The organism is Martinezella lusitana (assembly GCF_900094565.1).
GTDB classification, from domain to species: Bacteria; Pseudomonadota; Alphaproteobacteria; order Rhizobiales; family Rhizobiaceae; genus Rhizobium; species Rhizobium lusitanum.
Map to the genome: position 1 here is coordinate 388,363 of NZ_FMAF01000005.1, position 16,274 is coordinate 404,636.

Below are 16,274 nucleotides of genomic sequence, written 5' to 3' on the forward strand. Positions count from 1 at the left end.
CGCCCGGCCGGAGAGAGCCGCAAACCGTCACGCCGTATGTCTCATCAAAACTCAAAGATCTGCCTAAATACCCCCGGTGCGATGATCGACAGCGGATTGATCTGAATACTCGATTTCTCCAGTGTACCCGTCACCCTGAAGGTAATGCCGATCAGGCCGCGGTCGCTGCCGTTGCCCAGGATGAAGCCGACGATCGGAACCTCGGCGAACAGCCGGTTCAGGCCGTAGGCGGGCATGAACGTGCCGGTCAGATCCATCTTGCCGTTGGCATCCTTGACCGTTCCCTGGAATGTCGCCCCGACCTGCACGCCCCGCACGACGCCGTTCTCGACCGACAGCGACCCATTTCGCATCACCAGCCGCGCAAAGCCTCTTTCGAAGCTTTGCGAGCGCGTATCGATATTCTCCTTCACGGCTGCATTCAGGCTTTTGCCGTTCTTGCCGCTCGGGGTCGAAACGATGGTCGAAAGCTTCTTCTCGTCGACGATGGCGAAGTTGCGCAGATCCAGCGATCCGTCCCAGTCGTCCTGCCCGACGGAGCGCAGCGACAGATTGAGCAGGCCGCCCTTCAGGTGCTTGTAGAGATCGGCAAAACGAGCAACAGAGCCGGCGTCGCCGCTGGTGATGCGGATGGTGCCGCTGCCGCTGCCCTTGCTCATCTGGCTGACGACAGCTTCTCCGCTGAGGGTGACGCCGGAAAAGTCCACCGCCGTCGTTTTGCCGCCTGCAATGGAATAGGTACCTTTGAGATTGCCGATCGATTCGTCGTTGAATCCAATAACCTTGTCGAGATTGACATGTATCGTCGCGCTTGCCGAGTCGTCGCCGCCGCTCTTCCCGCCGCCAGATGACGATGTCTTCAGCCGCGCCAGGATCGGGCGTATATCGGCCGAATTGCCCGATATCGATACGTCATAGCCTCCACCCTTGCCGCGCTTGAGCGACAGCGCGAAATCATCGAGGGCCGAGAGCTTCACGCTGTCGAAATTCGCTGACGACAAGCTCCCCTTGCTGATCACAAGATCGCCGCTGACGCCGAAACCATCGCCCTTGAGCGTAAAATTCTTGAGTGTCGTCTGGCTGTCCGGTCCGGACGCTTCGAGTTGCGCGGTTGCCGGAATGCCGCTGCCCTTCGACCATCCTACCCACGGAACCGTCAGCGCCGCCTTGCTGAGATCCATCTTCACGCCCTGTCGATCGTCATCGATGCGCGTCAGCTCCACTTTGACGGGCCCATCGATGATATCGCGAAGACCCGGCAGGACGGCATTGCGTTGAGCATCGCTAAGCGTCGCCGTAATGACGCGGCTGCGCTTGGCCGTCGATTTGCTGTCGGTCGGCTCGATCATATCGATCTGGGCAGGAATGCCGTCGATCTGCGCCTGAGCCTGCAGGTGCACCGATTGTGGATCTGCCACGATCTCGCCGGTCAGGTTGTCGATCTTGCGATTGTTCATCGGCTTCAACAAATCTACATTGTTGAGCTCCAGTTTCGCCTGCCAATCCGGCGGCGGCGGCTTCTGGTCGTTGATCAGGCCGATCCGGGCATTGACCTTGGCGACGATCTTGCCGTTGAAGTCCTCCGGTTTGAATTCCGTCCGTTGCAATACCTCCAGCGGTTTGTAGGTCAGCAATTCACCCACGGCGTCGCCCGTGCCGGATATTGTCAGAGCAAGCTCCGCCATCAGCGGCTTGTCGTAGGTTGCCGGTATCGAGAAGCTGCTATCGTTCAAGGTGATCTTGCGGCCTGTCGGGAAATAGGAGGTAGCAGTCTCGATACTGACGTCCATCGTCGGGCCGGTCAGATCGAAATGTGCTTTCGTATCCCGGAGCGGCGGTATTTGGCCAGGCACGTTGAGGCGCGCGCCGTCGATGTCGAAAGCAATGTGCAACTCGTTCTGGCCGAGTTGCAGCTTGCCGGTCTGCGCAGCCTCCCGCAGCCTCCCGGCTGGAATGAACACAGATATCACCGCATTCGTCACCGAGCCGCCAAAGAGATTGTTCTCGACCCATACTCTCGGCTTCGAAGCCATCCAGAAGGGCCACAGTTGTTTCACCACGCTGGTGTCGAGTTTGTCCGCGCGGCCGCCGAAGCTGATTTCCGGCGAGCTGTCGCCGAGCTTCATGTGCAACGAACCGAACAGAGCGCCTTGCGGTGTCGATATGCCGATATTCTCGAACTGGAATTCCTTGGTCGCGGACAGAAAGTGCCCTGTCGCCTGGCCGTCGAAGCTGACCGGCTTTTCTCCGGATATCGATGAGGCTGCCGTACCGTTCTTGATCAGGAAATCGATGCCGAAGCCTTTGCCTGCGTTGGCGTCAACCCGGTCGAGATCGATCAGGGCGCCGGAGAATGGCGCGACAGTGCTGACGAATTGCACGGTCGACGGTGCGATCTCGAGTGTCTGGTGATCGAAATTATAGGAGAGGTTGATATTGGCCTGCGTCAGATCCTGCGCGTCGCGATCCATATAGAGCACGCCGGGCTGGATATTGACGGAGGCATCGAGCTTCGGATCGGTGCCTGAGCCCCCTTTGACGGCAGATAGCGTCACATCGGCGAAACTCATGAGACCCTGACGCGGCGTGCCGGTCGCATCATAGGCCATCGTCAGTGGCTTGAGATCGAGATTGGAGATTTTCGCGATCAGTGAAGAGCTGTGGCCGGACTCCTGCTGCTCTGCCATCACATCCAATATCGCCACCGACCCGTTGACGGCGACCTGCCCATAAAGATGCAGCGAATTCTGTTCGGTCCGCTCGAAGGTGAGATTATCGACCACAAGAGAGATGGGATCGCCTTCCTGGCGTGGCAGCTTGACCGAAAATCCGGAAATACGCACCGAATTCGTGCCGCCGCGCTGCACGAAGCGCTGCAGAAAATCGATATCGTCGAAAGCCGAGGTCAATGCCTGGGGCAGCGCATCCACGCGCCACGCGGTCAGGTCGACGGGATCTCCTTGAGGCAGGAGCGAAGTATCGAGCGCTATGCCTTCCGCCGCAACGCTCGCCACTTCCACCCGGCCTTCAATAAGGGCGAACGGATCGAGTTCCATATTGACCGCCGACATGGTCGACAGATGCTTGCCGCTGTCCTGATCGATCACGTTGACGTCACGCGCTTCGAGAGCCAGCCGCAGATCCGATGTGAAGCGGATCACGGTCTTGCCGACCTCCGCCTTGTAGCGCGGACCGATCGCCTTATCGAGGGCCGTCTGCGCCTTCTGAGACAGCGGCACATCGAAAACGCCGCTTTCGATCGTTGCGATGACGGCGCCGAGGATGATTGCAAGAAAGGTGAAGAAAACCAGCGTCATGCGGCAGACATGCCAGACATGAGAACGATTGCGGCTGGTGCGTTCCGGGGGGACATGCACGATCATGGGATCATCGACCTGGGCGGAAGGCAGATGATCGAGTGAAACGAGATCCTTTTTACGGAATGTTACCTTTTCGCCTCGGATCACTCCTGCGCGTCCCTTTCATTCTCAGCAATTTTTTTGGTGACGCTGCGTCCCATGTGGACGGCATACCTGAGCAGCATGTATGGCTCAACCTTAGTATCGTCTAAAAACCAGGCAAAAGAAAGTTTTTCCCATGACGGAAGTTTTTCCGATTGTTTTGAATGTGGGCGACGAGGCACCCGATTTCGATTTGCCACGCGATGGCGGCGGCCATGTGCGTCTAGCCGATTTCGGCGGAAAACCGCTGGTATTGTTCTTCTATCCTAAGGACGACACGACAGCCTGCACGACCGAATCGATTTCCTTCACCGCGCTTAAAGCCGATTTCGACAAGGCCGGCGTCGCGATCCTCGGCATATCGCCCGATACGGTGAAGAGCCATGACAAATTCGTCAGGAAACACGCGCTTTCCGTGCCGCTCGCCTCCGACGGGGAAAAGACGATGGCGATGGCCTATGGCGTTTGGAGGGAAAAGAGCATGTATGGCCGAACCTATATGGGTGTCGTCCGCTCGACCTTTCTGATTGGCGCCGACGGCCGCATCGCAAGGATATGGGATAAGGTAAAAGTAGCCGGCCACGCCGAAGAGGTTTTGGCCGCGGCGAAGGAGCTTTGACGGCATGTCAGGCGACCTCGACACGATCACATCGCTGCGCGGTGGCGCCATTGCGGCCATTCGTTCGGCCGATCTCGATCGCAAGACCGGGCTCGCCCAGGAATCCGCAACGCGCTGGTTTGCGCGCACCCTGTCATTGCGTTCGCCACTCGATCCGCCGCTGGCAGATCGACCCGGCCGGCCCGAACGGCCGGAGCTGGTTCCGCCGAAGCATATGGAGAAGCGCTCGCTGCATACGCTGAAGGGCCGCATCGCGCTGCTGCACGCTATCGCCCATATCGAGCTGAACGCGGTCGATCTTGCGCTCGACATCGTCGCACGCTTCGCGACCGAGCCGGTTCCCAATTCCTTCTTCGACGGCTGGATGCAGGTCGCCTTCGAGGAAGCGAAACATTTCCGGATGGTGCGGACCCGGCTGCGCGAGCTGGGCGCGGATTATGGCGATCTGTCCGCCCATGACGGCTTGTGGCAGGCGGCCCATGCAACGCGCACTGACCTCACCGCTCGCCTCGCCGTCGTGCCGTTGATCCTGGAAGCCAGAGGACTCGACGTGACGCCCGCCCTGCAGGCAAAGATGCGCGAGACCGGAGACATGGAAAGCGCGGCCGTGCTCGACGTCATCTACAATGACGAAAAAGGCCATGTCGCCGTCGGCGCCAAATGGTTCCGTTTTCTCTGCGCGCGGGAAAAGCGCGATCCGGCGCGTGCGTTCCAGGAGCTGGTGCGCGCAAACTTCCGTGGCTCGCTCAAGGCGCCATTCAACGATATCGCCCGCGCCGAGGCTGGATTGACGCCCTCTTTCTACCGCTCGCTCACATCCACAAGTAACGCCTAAAATACTAAAATAAAAGAACTTTTCCGTTTTCTGACAATCGCGCGGAAAGTATTCATTAACCATAATCCCGTGTACTCCCATTGGGTGCCTGAGAGCATCGATTGGGAGATTCTCGGTGACAGCAAAGCCTTACAACCGGGTTTTCGGCAAACAACAGCGGTGTCACACCATCATCCTCGCAAGTGGAGAGACGGTGCGCCACATGACCGTGCGTCCATGGATGGCGGCACTGTTCGTCTGCCTCGCAGGCCTGTTTTCGATCGGCTACCTGCTGGCGACCTCCTACCTCGTCCTGCGCGACGATCTGATCGGCGCGACGATGGCCCGCCAGGCGCGTATGCAATATGATTATGAGGATCGCATCGCCGCACTGCGTGCCCAGGTCGATCGCGTCACCTCCCGCCAGCTTCTCGATCAGCAGGTCGTCGAAGAGAAAGTCGACAAGCTCATCGAGCAGCAGCAACAGCTGTCGTCGCGCGGCGGCAAGCTCAACGCATTGCTCGACAGGGCCGAAAGCTCGGGCCTCACCGATAAAACCCCGCATGCCGATGCGAACACGGCGGCTGCAAAGAACGAGCATGCGCAGCTGACCGCGCCAAAGGCCATCGAAAAGCTTCTTACCAACGGCAAGCCCGCAGATGTCACGCCGGACAACTCCACCCTCGCCTACGTCCCCGCCCCGGAAACGGTCGCCGATCGCGCCGACCGCGTCTTTTCGAAAGTGACGCTGTCGCTGAAACATATCGAACAGGATCAGCTAACGCGCATCCGAAATCTCACCGCAGACGCATCCGGGACGGCGAACGAGATTCAGGCGATCATGTCCAATGTCGGCGTTAAGATCCCGAACGAGGTCGTGGTCAGTGATAGCGAAGATGACGACGGTGGCGTTGGCGGCCCCTATGTGGCGCCGGAAAATGTCGACCAGTTCGAGCAGTCGATGGCCGATCTCGATACGGCGCTAACGCGCCTGGAGACGGCGCGAGGTGCCGCCGAGAGCCTGCCCTTCCGAAATCCTGCACCGGGCAAGCTCGTCACCAGCCCCTTCGGCAATCGCAAGGATCCCTTCTTCGGCACGCTGGCTCTCCATCCCGGCACCGATTTCCATTTCAGCCCCGGCGAAAAGATCAAGGCGACGGCCCCTGGCAGGATCGTTTCGGCGGGCTGGACAGGCGGCTATGGCAATATGGTGGAGATCGATCACGGCGACGGCATCTCGACGCGCTACGGCCATATGGAGGAAGTGCTTGTCAAAGTCGGCGATAAGGTCAGCACCGGTGACCCGATCGGCCTCGCCGGCAGCACCGGGCGTTCCACAGGCACGCATCTGCACTACGAAGTCCGGGAAAATGGGCGTCCTATAGACCCGATGTATTTCATCAATGCCGGTACAAAACTCGCAAGTTACATCAGCGGTCTCGGCGCGATTTAACTGCCAGGATTGTGACAAACGAGCAACAAACATGGCACTAATCCAAAAATTGCGTTACGAATGAACTTCGGGTCGGCAGAAGCGACTGCTTTCCTTGACTCTGTGGGTATTTGGTTCTATGTCGCGCTGCATTACGGCATGCTCCTGTGTGTCGATTCATGGTGTTCGACCGAACCGAGACGGAACTAGTTTTCCCTTTGACAACATTTGCTGACCTTGGCTTGAGCCAAAAAGTCCTTTCCGCGGTAACTGACGCGGGCTACACGACACCGACTCCGATTCAGGCCGGTGCCATCCCATTTGCGCTGCAGCGCCGCGATATTTGTGGTATCGCCCAGACGGGTACCGGTAAGACGGCTTCCTTCGTGCTGCCGATGCTGACGCTGCTCGAGAAAGGGCGCGCTCGTGCCCGCATGCCGCGCACGCTGATTCTGGAGCCAACGCGAGAGCTGGCCGCCCAGGTTGCCGAGAATTTCGAGAAATACGGCAAGAACCATCGCCTCAACATCGCCCTGCTGATCGGCGGCGTGTCCTTCGAAGAGCAGGACCGCAAGCTGGAGCGTGGCGCCGACGTGCTGATTTGCACGCCGGGCCGCCTGCTTGATCATTTCGAGCGCGGCAAGCTGCTGATGAGCGCCGTCGAAATCTTCGTCATCGACGAAGCCGACCGTATGCTCGACATGGGTTTCATCCCCGATATCGAGCGCATCGCCAAGCTCATTCCCTTCACGCGCCAGACGCTGTTCTTCTCGGCCACGATGCCGGCGGAAATCCAGAAGCTGGCAGACCGCTTCTTGCAGAATCCGGAACGTGTCGAGGTCTCGGCGCCCGCGTCAACGGCAAAGACTGTCACGCAGCGCTTCGTCGCCTCGCATGGCAAGGACTACGAGAAGCGCGCCACGCTGCGCGATCTCATCCGAGCCCAGACGGACCTGAAGAACGCGATCATCTTCTGCAATCGCAAGGTAGATGTGGCCGACCTCTTCCGTTCGCTTGAACGCCACGGCTTCTCGGTCGGCGCATTGCATGGTGACATGGATCAGCGCTCGCGCACGACGATGTTGCAGAATTTCCGTGACGGCCAGATCCAGCTTCTCGTCGCCTCCGACGTCGCGGCACGCGGTCTGGACCTTCCCGATGTCGGCCACGTCTTCAATTTCGATGTTCCGATCCATTCGGAAGACTATGTCCATCGCATCGGCCGTACCGGTCGCGCCGGTCGTTCCGGCGCCGCTTTCACTCTCGTGACGAAACGCGACACCAAGCATATCGACGCGATCGAAAAGCTGATCGGCGAAGATGTCCAGTGGCTGAACGGTGATCTGTCGGCACTGCCGCCGGCCGAGGAAGGTGGGGACGACAATCGTTCTCCTCGCCGCCGCGAGCCGAAAGGCAGAGGCCGCGAGCGTGATCGCAGCCCCAGAGGCCGGAGTGCCTCGAGTCATAAATCTGATATCGACGTCGAGGATAATGGCGTCGAAGTGATCGAAGCAGCACCAGCAAAGGCCGAGAGCGTGAGAAACGAGCGCAAGTCTGAGAACAACAACAAATCCAACAACGGTTCTCGCAACAATCACCGGCCCTTCCCCGCTGCGAACGACGACAACCGCGAACGCCGCAGCCGTTATCGCGACCAGGATGACGGCCCGACACCGGTTGGCTTCGGCGACGACATTCCCGCTTTCATGCTGATCGTCGCGAACGCCAAGGGCTGATAAGTCCACATCCGAACCGTTACGCCGGAGTTAACGGCACATTTCGGGATGTAGGCATGGGCAAACCCGGCATCGATTTCCCAGGATTAGGAACCGGTCTCGCAATATTGCGGGACGGGAAGATTTTGCTCTACAGGCGCCTCAAGGCGCCTGAGGCCGGCTTCTGGAGCATCGTCGGCGGCAAGGTCGACCATATGGAGCCCGCAGCCAGGGCCGCCATCCGCGAGGCGGAAGAGGAAAGCGGCCTTTCCATCGGCCGGACCGAATACCTCTGCACAGAAGAGGTTATCGTCGAAGCGGATCGACAGCATTGGATTTCGCTGATCTATGTTTGCAGGGATTTTTCCGGCGAGCCGCGCCTGATGGAGCCCGACAAGCTCTCCGATTTCGGCTGGTTCGGCCGCAGCGAGTTGCCACAACAACTATCCGCTTTCGCCAAAGCAACGATTGCGCATCTGAGCGAAGACGATTTTCGCTGACGCCTACTTATCGGCGCGCAACGCAGCCTCATAGGCCAGCCTTACCCAGTGCGCCATGATGTCGGGATCGTCGAAGGCATCATCGGGAACCGACCAGTAAGGCATATTGACGGCCTTGCCCTTCTTGCCCTCATAAGCCCAACGCCGAGCTCCGGCCGCCTCGAACTCCGAAGCACTGACGTCATCTGCCTTCAAAAGTATCTCGTCATCCACTTCGAGCGCCAGGATCCGGCCCATATGGTAGATCCCCTTGCCGCCGAACATTCGCTTGATCGCTACCGGCCCGAGCGACTGAAACATCTCTTCGATATCGTTATTGTCCATTCCCTATCCCTTTAAAACGCCGCCGGCGGCGATGACGGCCTCGGGCGTATCGACGTCGAGATGCGCCGCCTCGCCGATATCGACGTCGACAACCGGAAGCCCGGACGTCTCGATGATATGCCGCGCGCCGACATCGCCCTCGAGCCGCATGACCGCGTTCAGCACCGCACGCGGCAATATGACTGGGTTGCCGCGCTTGCCGCCCGATACCGCGCGCACGATCGCCTGGCCATTCGCCTCGCGAAACGCGGCGATCAAGGTTTTCAAGTCGTCGCTGGTGACGCCAGGCATATCGGCCAGCATGACGAGGACACCGTCCGCACGCTGCGCACCCTGCGTGCCGACGCCTGCAACCAGCGAGCTTGCCATGCCGGATGCATAATCCGGATTGAACACCTGCTCAACGGCAAGATCGCGCAACGCCAGCTCGATGTCGTCGCGACGGTGGCCCGTGACGACGATGACCGCAGATGCTCCGCCTGCCATGGCCGTCGAGGCCGATCGACGGACCAATGGGACGCCGTCGAACTCGGCCAGCAGCTTGTGCGAGCCGCCCTCGCCCATGCGGCTCGCCCGGCCGGCGGCCAGCAGCACGACGGCAACCGATATCTGCGCCGCCGGCTTGGCGGCGATATCGCGCGGACGCGGACGCGACTGTATTTCCATGAGCAATCCTCCAACGCCCATGCCGCTGATATCCTGCGGCGTCGGTTGTTCGCCGGCTAAGATACGATCCAGCACCCAGTCGAAACCGTTTTCCTTCGGGCTGCGGGCACATCCCGGTGCGCCGACGACATGGACATCGCCCACCTTGCCGAGTACCAAAAGGTTGCCGGGATCGACAGGCATGCCGACCTGAATGACCTCACCGCCCGCAAGCCGGATCGCCTCCGGAATGACATCGCCGGCATCGATAACGGCGGAGGCACCGAAAACGATCACCAGCTTCGGCAATTGGTCCGGTACCTCCAACGCCTGACCGATCGCATCGGCGACCGCTTTCGCCCGGTGGGCGACGCGCTCCTCCCGTTGCAAAACGCTGCCTGCAAGCTGAAGCCGCTGAGAGAGGATGCGCGCCGTCTTGTCCATGACACCAGTCTTCAGCGACGGCAGCTCCGTGGCGACAAGCGACACCGCATGCGGCAGGAACGGCTTGACTTCGAAAACCGGCATTCGCCGCAGAATGTCGGCCCCGGCCGCCACCTTCAGCCCCGAAACCGCCAGCGGAATGATCTTGAAGGTCGCCACCACGTCGCCTGATCGCACCGGCACATGATCGGCAAGACAGGCAAGCGTGATGGCCGGGTCGACGCTGTTGAGCCGATCGACTGCGGCGCGATTTGCCACGAACAGGCCGTCGACCGCGCTGTGAATATTGACACGCCCGGTCGTCGCCTTGGAAAAGGTCAGGTGATCGGGTGCAACGGCTTGCGCGAGCTGCTCGGCCGCCTCGTCCTCCATAAGATCGCCGGGTTCGATCCGCGCCGCGATGACGTGATCGATCCCGGCGGCGATCAGTCGTTCGACATCGCCATGGTCAAGCTTGTGCCCTTTGGCAAAACTACCATCGGATAACCGAAGGGAATGTGCCAGAACCGCGCCCTCGGCGTTCACAGTCGAAAATTCCCCGAAGATCATGGCTTCGGGCCCTTGGGCAACGACACGTCGCGCTCGCGAAGGGCGCCGATGATCTCGGCCAGAATGGCGACCGCGATCTCCGCCGGGCTCGCCGCGCCGATGGGAAGACCGATGGGGGCGTGGATGCGGGCGAGATCCTCTTCGGTCAATCCTTCCCGCTTCAAGCGCTCCAAGCGGCCGGCATGCGTCTTGCGGCTGCCGAGCGCGCCGACATAGAAACAGCCCGTCCCCAGCGCTTGCGCAATCGGCTCGTCGTCGATCTTCGGATCGTGGGTAACGGCGACCAGCGCCATATAGCTGTCGAGCGGCCGTTCCTTCAGTGCATCCGCAGGCCAATCGGCAATCAGGTCGATACCCTCGAAACGCTCCGGCGTCGCAAAGGCCGTGCGTGGATCGATGATGGTCACATCGAAGTCGGCAAGTGCCGCCATTCGCGCCAGGACCTGACTGATATGCACCGCCCCGATGACGACGATACGCGGCGGCGGCAGGTGAACGTTCAGGAACAGACTCTGTCCTTCAACCGCGACCAGTGCCGATTTGCCCGAACGGAATGTGGACGCGACTGCATCGGCCAGAGCGCCTTCGAGCTTGTCGCCCTCGACGATCAGCCTGTCACGCCCGCCCGACAGGTCGGTGGCAAGAATCGCCGCCCGCCGCTCGCGCCGCAATTCATTCAGCTTCGCCAGTATCTGACGATCCATCAGGCAAGCCTCTCGACATAGACGCGGATTCGGCCACCGCAGGAGAGGCCGACGCGCCAGGCAGTCTCGTCGGCAACGCCGAATTCCAGCATGCGGGACTTGCCGTTTTCGATAACGTCGAGCGCCTCGGTGATCACGGCACCTTCCACACAGCCGCCCGAAACGGAGCCGTGGAAATTGCCCTCGCTGTCGATCACGAGGTGACTGCCCGCCGGGCGCGGCGCCGAACCCCAGGTATCGACGACGGTCGCCATGGCAACGCTGCGGCCTGCCGACACCCATTCCTCCGCGATCACGAGCGGATCCAGACTTTCGGATATATTTGTCATCGGAGCCTCATTACTTACAGAGAAACCGCCGCGGATCGTAGGCATCCGCGCGGCCGGCGGTGAGAGCCGATACGAGATCGGCCAGAGATAATAGATTGTGGACCGGACGGAATTCGTCAACATGCGGCAGCATGGCTTTTACACCGCGGGCGCGCGCTTGGAAGCCATCGAACCGCAACAGGGGATTGAGCCAGATCAGCCGCCGACAGGAGCGATGCAGACGGTCCATCTCCTGAGCGAGCAGTTCCACGCCCTCCCGCTCCAGCCCGTCGGTGATCAAGAGCACGATCGCGCCCTGCCCGAGCACCCGGCGCGCCCAGAGCCGGTTGAAGTCCTTCAGCGTCTCACCGATGCGCGTCCCTCCGGACCAGTCCCGCACCGCCGCTGCGCATTCGTCGAGCGCCTGATCCGGATCTTTGTGACGCATCGCTCTGGTGACATTGGTCAGCCGCGTGCCGAAGAGAAAAGTGTGCACGCGCCGACGCCGCTCGGTCAGCACATGCAGGAAATGCAGGAAGATGCGCGTATATTGGCTCATCGAACCGGAAATATCGGCCAGCACGACGAGCGGCGGCTGTATTTGCTTGGCTTGCCGAAAACGCGGCAGAATCAGCTCGCCCCCGGTACGCAAGGCAGACCGCATCGTCGCGCGCGGATCGATCTTGACTGGTCTGCGCGACGGCGCAAAGCGGCGCGTGCGTACCCGATCCAGTGGTAATCGCAGCTTTGCGAGCTCCTTCTTGGCAACGGCAATTTCAGCCGCCGACATCTGCGCAAAATCCAACCCGCGCAGAATCTCGCTGCCCGACGTCGTAAACCGGGCATCGATCTCGATGTCGGGCGTCTCGCGTTGCGGACGGCGGTCGTCGCGGTTATCAAGTAGGGCATCGCCCGCGCGGGTTTCGCCGGGCTTCGGCTTCTCCTTCTCACGATTGGCGGGCGCGATCGGCGACATCATCGCGATCATCTTTGCAACGAGATCGCGCGAGCGCCAGAACAGCCGGAATGCCTCGTCGAAAACTGCCAGGTCCTCATGTCGCGTGACGAAGACCGAACACAGAGCGGCGTAGAATTCCTCGCGCGAACCTATACCGATCGCTTCCACCGCCTCGATGGCATCCGCAATTGCCCCGGGCCCGATCTTCAGCCCGGCCTTGCGGAGCGCGCGCCCGAAAAAGACGATATTATCGGCAAGACGCCCGTCACCGGGCGGTGACGGCGCAACGGTGATGCCATCCTGCGCGCCCGGTTCCATGGTTCATCCCGCCGTGAGCAGTTCGGACTTTACTTCGTCCAGCACGCGCTTGCCCTCGCTACCTTGAATACGTGCTATGTCGTCCTGGTATTTCAGCAGCGTGCCCAGCGTGTCGGAGATCGTCTCCGGGTCGAGCGCCAGTCGATCGAGTTCCGTCAGCGCGCTTGCCCAATCGATGGTCTCGGCAACGCCGGGGTTCTTGTAGAGATCGAGAGTCCGCAGCTTCTGTACATAGGCAACGATCTGACGCGACAGCGCTTCGTTGCAGCCCGGCACCTTGCGGCGGATGATTTCCAGCTCCTGCTCCGCCTGCGGATAGTCGACCCAATGATAGAGACAGCGCCGTTTCAATGCATCGTGCACTTCGCGCGTGCGGTTGGTGGTGATGATGACGATGGGTGGCTCGGTCGCGCGGATAGTGCCGAGCTCCGGCACCGTCACCTGGAAGTCGGACAGCACTTCCAGAAGGAATGCTTCGAATGCCTCGTCGGTACGATCGAGTTCGTCGATCAGAAACACCGGCGCACGCCCGCCGACACCCGACAGCGCCTGCAGGACGGGACGGCGGATGAGATAGCGCTCGGAGAAGATATCGGCCTCGATGCGACCGCGATCGGTCAATCCCGATGCTTCCGCAAGGCGAATCTCCAGCATCTGTGCCGGATAGTTCCATTCATAGACGGCCGACGAGACATCCAGGCCTTCGTAGCACTGCAGGCGGATCAGCGGCCGGTCGAGCGCCTTCGACAATACCTTGGCAATCTCGGTCTTGCCCACGCCGGCCTCGCCCTCCAGAAAGAGCGGACGCTTCATCTTCAGCGCCAGAAACAGGACAGTGCCGAGCGCGCGCCCTGCCAAATAGTCATGGGCGCCGAGCAAGGCCATCGTCTCATCGATAGAGCTCGGCAGCGAAGTTGATGATTTTTGATCCGCCATGATAACTCCCTTGGAGGGGTTATAGCGTGTGATAGCCCCGGTTCATATACAGCAGTGCCGGCTTTGCCTCGCTGTAGCGTACGGCCATCACCTCGCCGAAGATGATGTTGTGCGTTGAAGCCTGCTTGATCTCGATCACACGGCAATCGAACGCCGCGAGCGCGTCGGCGAGCACAGGTGCCCCGGTCGCAAGCGTCTCGAATGTACCGGAGGCAAAACGCTCGTCGGTGGTCAGCGGTGTCTTGCCGGAGAAGGCGTCAGCGAGCGACTGGTGATGCGCGCCCAGCGTATTCAGCGCGAAGATCCCGCTCTTGAAGAAGATCTCGTTCTTGACGTTGCTGTTGTTGAGGCAGATCAGAACCGTCGCGGGATCGTCCGACACCGAGCAGGCAGCCGTGATCGTCACGCCGCGCCGCTCCCCTTCGAGGGCCGTGGTCACCAGCTGCACATGGCCCGCATAGCGGCTCATGGCATCGCGATAAAGCGCCGGGTCCATACGCTGCCTGTCTAGCACCACCGTCTCCTTATTCTTTCTCATATCCCGTCTTTCGCTCAATATGGCGGGCAGGCGTTAGCTTTTCTACAATAGCATTATTGAAAACAGAGTGATTTTGCTGCTTTTTCTTTTGACGATCCCCCTCAGACGGATAAAAGAGCAGGAAAATTGTCCGGGATAATCAATCGATGAACGTTCTGCGTCGCCTTCCGCTTCTGCTTGTGCTGCTTTCGGCGGCCGGCAGCAGCGACGCCGCCGGAATCCATATCGGTGTCGTGGCGCCGCAGGGCGGCAACTTCGCAACGCTCGGAGCCGAGATCACGACCGGCGCCAATTTCGAGATGCAGGCCCAGAAGGATGCGGCAACCGTCATCGACGACCCTTGCACCGAGGATGGCGGCCAGGCCGCTGCCCAGGCGCTGATTGCCGCCAAGGTGCAGGTCGCGATCGGCTTCCTCTGCACCGAGACGCTGGAAGGCGCGCTGCCGCGCCTCAAGGATGCCGGCATTCCGGTCATCACCGTTTCCGTACGGTCCCGCATCCTGATGGAAGATGTGCTGAAGAACGGCTGGCCGTTGTTTCGCCTTGCTCCGGTTGATAGCGCCGAAGCCTCCATGGCTATCGATACCATCCTGAAATACTGGGCATCCGAGCCGATGGCGTTGATCGACGATGGCACAATCCACGGCCGCGAACTGGTCGGCGCGATACGCAGCGCGCTCGAGGAAAAAGGATTGAAGCCGGTCTTCACCGATACCTACCGGCCCGGCCAGGATCAGCAGATCGCTCTTGTACGCCGGCTGAAGAAGGCCGGCGCCACGCGCGTTTTCGTCGGCGGCGACCGCAGCGACGTGGCCGTGATCGCTCGGGATGCCAAGAGCGAGAACATCCCGTTGACCTTGATGGGTGGCGACGCCATGCGCGCCGCCGATCAGCCGGTGCCTCTATTGAACGGCGTCCAGGCTATCGCATTGCCGGAATACGCAACTCTGCCGGCCGCACAGCCGACTGCGCAGGCCATGCGCGCGAGCGGCATCGAGCCGGATGGCTATATCCTGCCGGCCGCGGCCGCGGCACAGATCGCCAGCCAGGCGGCTGAGAGCGCCAAGTCGGAAAACAAGCCCATCGCTGACAAGCTCGTTGCCACGACTTTCCAGACAGCGATCGGACCGATTACCTTCGGGAAGAACCATGAATTGACCGAGAACCCCTATCGGCTGCTGGAATGGCGCGACAATGCTTTCGTGCCGGCAGCAGCGGCGTCGAACTGACACGATCCGCGCTTTCTGTTGTTTGCCCGCCGAAGCGGTGCTAATCCAAGCGCGAAAAAATCAGATGGAGCTCAGCTACCCATGACTTTGCCGATCCGCATTGCCCCTTCCATTCTCGCGGCCGATTTCGCCAAGCTCGGACAGGAAGTGAAGGATGTGACCGAAGCCGGAGCCGACTGGATCCATCTGGATGTCATGGATGGGCATTTCGTGCCGAACATCTCCTTCGGCCCTGATGTCATCAAGGCCCTGCGCCCCTATACGACCGCCACCTTCGACTGCCACCTGATGATCTCGCCGGCCGATCCCTATCTCGAAGCCTTCGCCAAGGCGGGCTGCGACCGCATCACCGTGCATGCCGAAGCGGGCGTCCATCTGCATCGTTCGCTGCAGACGATCCGGCATCTCGGCAAGAAGGTCGGCGTCACCCTCAATCCGGCAACGCCGCTCTCGATCCTGGAAAACGTGCTCGACGATATCGACCTGATCCTGATCATGTCGGTCAATCCGGGTTTCGGCGGCCAGAAATTCATCCCAGCCATGGCCGACAAGATTCGCAACGCCAAGTCTCTGATCGGTGACCGGCCGATCGAGCTGGAGGTTGACGGCGGCGTCTCCACCGAGACAGCCGACCTCATCATCGCTTCAGGCGCCAATGTCCTCGTGGCCGGTTCGGCAATCTTCAAGGGCGAATCGGTAGATGCCTACAAGCAGACGATTGGTGATCTGAGGGCGGCGGCTGAACGAGGCCGCGTTGGATCAAACTAATCCGACCAGCAC

The 16,274-nt window shown here is 60.6% G+C and carries 15 protein-coding genes; 7 read left to right on the plus strand and 8 right to left on the minus strand.

The window, feature by feature from the left end; all coding sequences use genetic code 11:
• Positions 1–44: 44 nt before the first annotated feature.
• A complete protein-coding gene (locus GA0061101_RS14115) occupies positions 45–3,467 on the minus strand; it encodes a YhdP family protein (protein ID WP_092573779.1) in 3,423 nt (1,140 codons plus the stop codon).
• Between the two features lie 130 nt (positions 3,468–3,597).
• Between GA0061101_RS14115 and GA0061101_RS14120 the strand changes: the two genes are divergently transcribed.
• From GA0061101_RS14120 to GA0061101_RS14140, 5 genes are all read left to right on the plus strand, one after another.
• Positions 3,598–4,080, plus strand: a complete 483-nt coding sequence (locus GA0061101_RS14120) for a peroxiredoxin (RefSeq protein ID WP_037202328.1) — start codon at positions 3,598–3,600, stop codon at positions 4,078–4,080.
• Between the two features lie 4 nt (positions 4,081–4,084).
• Entirely contained in the window at positions 4,085–4,915 is an 831-nt protein-coding gene (locus tag GA0061101_RS14125; protein WP_037202330.1) for a ferritin-like domain-containing protein, read from the plus strand.
• A 115-nt stretch (positions 4,916–5,030) separates the two neighbouring features.
• A complete protein-coding gene (locus GA0061101_RS14130) occupies positions 5,031–6,347 on the plus strand; it encodes a peptidoglycan DD-metalloendopeptidase family protein (protein WP_037202331.1) in 1,317 nt (438 codons plus the stop codon).
• 158 nt (positions 6,348–6,505) lie between these two features.
• A complete protein-coding gene (locus tag GA0061101_RS14135; protein WP_481407302.1) occupies positions 6,506–8,062 on the plus strand; it encodes a DEAD/DEAH box helicase in 1,557 nt (518 codons plus the stop codon).
• A 56-nt stretch (positions 8,063–8,118) separates the two neighbouring features.
• A complete protein-coding gene (locus tag GA0061101_RS14140) occupies positions 8,119–8,541 on the plus strand; it encodes an NUDIX domain-containing protein (RefSeq protein WP_037202334.1) in 423 nt (140 codons plus the stop codon).
• A gap of 3 nt (positions 8,542–8,544) precedes the next feature.
• Here the strand turns inward: GA0061101_RS14140 and GA0061101_RS14145 are convergent, their stop codons facing one another.
• From GA0061101_RS14145 to GA0061101_RS14175, 7 genes are read right to left on the minus strand one after another with little or no spacing between them, the layout of a single operon-like run.
• On the minus strand, positions 8,545–8,865 hold the full coding sequence (locus tag GA0061101_RS14145; RefSeq protein ID WP_037202336.1) for a TfoX/Sxy family protein: 321 nt from the start codon (positions 8,863–8,865) through the stop codon (positions 8,545–8,547).
• Positions 8,866–8,868: 3 nt separating this feature from the next.
• Complete coding sequence (locus GA0061101_RS14150) at positions 8,869–10,503, minus strand: NTP transferase domain-containing protein (RefSeq protein WP_092573780.1); 1,635 nt, start codon at positions 10,501–10,503, stop codon at positions 8,869–8,871.
• Positions 10,500–11,207, minus strand: a complete 708-nt coding sequence (locus tag GA0061101_RS14155; protein WP_037202340.1) for an XdhC family protein — start codon at positions 11,205–11,207, stop codon at positions 10,500–10,502. Before GA0061101_RS14155 ends, GA0061101_RS14150 begins: the two co-directional genes overlap by 4 nt.
• On the minus strand, positions 11,207–11,536 hold the full coding sequence (locus tag GA0061101_RS14160) for an XdhC family protein (protein ID WP_037202341.1): 330 nt from the start codon (positions 11,534–11,536) through the stop codon (positions 11,207–11,209). Before GA0061101_RS14160 ends, GA0061101_RS14155 begins: the two co-directional genes overlap by 1 nt.
• Before the next feature lie 10 nt (positions 11,537–11,546).
• Positions 11,547–12,791: a vWA domain-containing protein gene (locus GA0061101_RS14165; RefSeq protein WP_092573781.1), complete on the minus strand. Its 1,245-nt coding sequence runs from the start codon at positions 12,789–12,791 to the stop codon at positions 11,547–11,549.
• 3 nt (positions 12,792–12,794) lie between these two features.
• A complete protein-coding gene (locus GA0061101_RS14170) occupies positions 12,795–13,727 on the minus strand; it encodes an AAA family ATPase (protein WP_092573782.1) in 933 nt (310 codons plus the stop codon).
• A 19-nt stretch (positions 13,728–13,746) separates the two neighbouring features.
• A complete protein-coding gene (locus GA0061101_RS14175) occupies positions 13,747–14,265 on the minus strand; it encodes a flavin reductase (RefSeq protein ID WP_173410859.1) in 519 nt (172 codons plus the stop codon).
• A 146-nt stretch (positions 14,266–14,411) separates the two neighbouring features.
• Here GA0061101_RS14175 and GA0061101_RS14180 point away from each other — a divergent pair, with 146 nt between their 5' ends.
• Positions 14,412–15,494, plus strand: a complete 1,083-nt coding sequence (locus GA0061101_RS14180; RefSeq protein WP_092573783.1) for an ABC transporter substrate-binding protein — start codon at positions 14,412–14,414, stop codon at positions 15,492–15,494.
• An 81-nt stretch (positions 15,495–15,575) separates the two neighbouring features.
• A complete protein-coding gene (gene rpe / locus GA0061101_RS14185; RefSeq protein WP_047556618.1) occupies positions 15,576–16,262 on the plus strand; it encodes a ribulose-phosphate 3-epimerase in 687 nt (228 codons plus the stop codon).
• Positions 16,263–16,274: the final 12 nt, after the last annotated feature.

Bases quoted from the DNA above. Each gene is read 5' to 3' on its own strand.
- GA0061101_RS14150 (WP_092573780.1), bottom strand. From the start codon at position 10,503: ATGATCTTCGGGGAATTTTCGACTGTGAACGCCGAGGGCGCGGTTCTG.
- GA0061101_RS14175 (WP_173410859.1), bottom strand. From the start codon at position 14,265: ATGAGAAAGAATAAGGAGACGGTGGTGCTAGACAGGCAGCGTATGGAC.
- GA0061101_RS14155 (WP_037202340.1), bottom strand. From the start codon at position 11,207: ATGGATCGTCAGATACTGGCGAAGCTGAATGAATTGCGGCGCGAGCGG.
- GA0061101_RS14120 (WP_037202328.1), top strand. From the start codon at position 3,598: ATGACGGAAGTTTTTCCGATTGTTTTGAATGTGGGCGACGAGGCACCC.
- GA0061101_RS14140 (WP_037202334.1), top strand. From the start codon at position 8,119: ATGGGCAAACCCGGCATCGATTTCCCAGGATTAGGAACCGGTCTCGCA.
- GA0061101_RS14180 (WP_092573783.1), top strand. From the start codon at position 14,412: ATGAACGTTCTGCGTCGCCTTCCGCTTCTGCTTGTGCTGCTTTCGGCG.
- GA0061101_RS14125 (WP_037202330.1), top strand. From the start codon at position 4,085: ATGTCAGGCGACCTCGACACGATCACATCGCTGCGCGGTGGCGCCATT.
- GA0061101_RS14165 (WP_092573781.1), bottom strand. From the start codon at position 12,791: ATGGAACCGGGCGCGCAGGATGGCATCACCGTTGCGCCGTCACCGCCC.
- GA0061101_RS14145 (WP_037202336.1), bottom strand. From the start codon at position 8,865: ATGGACAATAACGATATCGAAGAGATGTTTCAGTCGCTCGGGCCGGTA.
- rpe (WP_047556618.1), top strand. From the start codon at position 15,576: ATGACTTTGCCGATCCGCATTGCCCCTTCCATTCTCGCGGCCGATTTC.
- GA0061101_RS14170 (WP_092573782.1), bottom strand. From the start codon at position 13,727: ATGGCGGATCAAAAATCATCAACTTCGCTGCCGAGCTCTATCGATGAG.
- GA0061101_RS14135 (WP_481407302.1), top strand. From the start codon at position 6,506: ATGGTGTTCGACCGAACCGAGACGGAACTAGTTTTCCCTTTGACAACA.
- GA0061101_RS14160 (WP_037202341.1), bottom strand. From the start codon at position 11,536: ATGACAAATATATCCGAAAGTCTGGATCCGCTCGTGATCGCGGAGGAA.